Below are 2,207 nucleotides of genomic sequence, written 5' to 3'. Positions count from 1 at the left end.
AAACAAGGTGTGGTTCCTACACATATTGCTGTAATCGTTGCGTTGATTTCTACGATGAAAGATGAGGGATTAGACTTCTTTCCAATTTTTGAAAAAGTTAAGTCGTATTCACAAGAATAAAACTCTCGTTTTTTGATTGTTTTAAGCTGTTAGTGATGACGTAAAAAATGCCTGAAATTCAGGCATTTTTTTGTTTCAGGGACTTATAAGCCTCGATAGAACTTTTCAATAAAATTTCGAGTCTTGAGTACCAGTGTGTTCATGAGGGTTTTACGTTCTGATATTTTCGGACGATTGATTGGCAGGTCTTTGACATCTTCACGGTTTGGCAATCGTTTGGTGTATTCGTACTGTCCTAGGACCGCTTTGAATACTTCTGGTTTGAGTGCTTCTTGCTGACATAGCTCATCCAATGCCTTTTCTTTTTCCACATCCCAGAATGCTGAGAATACTTCTTCTACGCTTTGACCATTGGCCATGCGTGGAATGTTTTCATCGAGGAATTTTTGGATGAGTTCTTGTTTGTCGTACAGGTTGTGATTGGTGGAGATGATGTCTTGCACCTGTGCACGATATTGCTTCTTCTTCTCAGGATCTTTGTTGTTGACGACTGATTGCAGCAAGTTGAGGATGTAGCCCACATTCACAGTATCTCTGTGGATGAGCTCCAGTTGGAAGTTGACATCGTTGAGTACCGATACTTTGTCTTTAGGCTGCATGATACGTACATTGTTGTACAGATACTTGTATTGCGATGTATGACTCTGAAATTCTGCTTTGTTGAGCGATGTATCATCTTGATCGTACTCTACGAAGTTTTCCAGTTGGGCATTGATACGCATGACCTCACGGAAGGCTTTGACGTATTCTAGCTGCTGTTCTTCAGTGTGTAGGGTATTCGGGACTTGATCAGGATCAGGGGCAATACTGAGCAAATGTGCGACCGCTGCATTGTATTTTGCTTTGATGCTCTCAAAACTTGGAATGAGGACAATCTTTTCTGCCTCTGCACGATTTGAGAAGAGCGTGAGGGCTTGGTCTGTCGCTTGCTTGAGATTACGGAAGCACACAATATTCCCAAATGGCTTATCTGCATTGAGGATACGGTTGGTACGTGAAAAGGCTTGGATCAAGCCATGATATTTGAGGTTCTTGTCTACATATAGGGTGTTGAGTGGCTTTGAGTCGAAGCCTGTCAGGAACATATTCACGACCAACAAGATGTCGATTTCTTTTTTGCGTACACGATTGGCAATATCACGGTAGTAGGGGTAGAACTCTTCTCCTGAGTTGAAGTTTTGTCCAAACTTAGCATTGTACTCCGCAATGTACTGATCCAGCTTATCTCTATTTGATTGACTGATCTTGGTTGGAAGTTCAGCAGATTCCTCCTCGATGAGTCCAGTTTGATCGTCTACGGTACGTTCTTCATTGGCTGCAAAGGAGAAAATAGTGGCAATGGTCAATGGGTTGTAGAACTCGCCCTTTTCCTCTGCTTGTTGTTGCTTCTCTTGCTGTACTTTCTTGAACAATTCGTAGTACTGGGTGAGTACTTCAACGGAACTGACACAGAACATGGCGGTGAAGGTTCTGTTCTTGGTTTTGATGTGGTGATTGTCAACGATGTAGCGCGTGATCATTTCTAGGCGAGCAGGGTTGTCGAACAACTCTTTGGTGTCGATACCTTCTACATCTTCTTCATAGCTGTCACTATTCTCTATGCCGTTACTGGTGTATTTACCCAAGTAGGCGATTTGAAAAGGTAGGACATTACCATCACGGATGGCATCTGTAATCACATACTTATGCAAGCATTCATCGAAGAGGGCATTGGTGGTTACTGCTTTGGAGTCTATCTTGAGTTGGCTATTTTTCTCAAAGATTGGCGTACCAGTGAAGCCAAACATTTGTGCTTGGTTGAAGAAACGCTTGATATTTCTATGAGTATCACCGAATTGACTGCGATGACATTCGTCAAAAATGATTACGACTTTCTTGTCTTTGAGATAGCCAATTTGATCTGCATAGCGGTCAGAGCTGATTGCAATATTGAGCTTTTGTAGGGTAGTGACAATGAGTTTGTCATGGGTTTGACCTAATTGAGCAACCAATGTGCTTGTATTCTTTGTTGTGTCTCTCTGTACACGACAAAAATAGATAACTCATTGAAATAATGTCACAATAATTGTTTTCTAACGACGAATACT

Annotated in this window: 2 pseudogenes; one reads left to right on the top strand and one right to left on the bottom strand. The window is 41.7% G+C overall.

Going from position 1 to position 2,207, the window contains the following annotated elements:
* Window positions 1-120 (top strand): annotated as a pseudogene (locus CF596_RS14680) (XRE family transcriptional regulator); the annotation flags it as partial.
* 83 nt (window positions 121-203) lie between these two features.
* Here CF596_RS14680 and CF596_RS14395 read toward each other — a convergent pair.
* Window positions 204-2,135 (bottom strand): annotated as a pseudogene (locus tag CF596_RS14395) (DEAD/DEAH box helicase family protein); the annotation flags it as partial.
* Between the last annotated feature and the right edge of the window lie 72 nt (window positions 2,136-2,207).

The organism is Acinetobacter sp. YT-02, from assembly GCF_002412355.1.
GTDB classification, from domain to species: Bacteria; Pseudomonadota; Gammaproteobacteria; order Pseudomonadales; family Moraxellaceae; genus Acinetobacter; species Acinetobacter towneri.
Note: the sequence above shows the minus strand (reverse complement) of the source record. Positions and strands in the feature narration are given on the sequence as shown.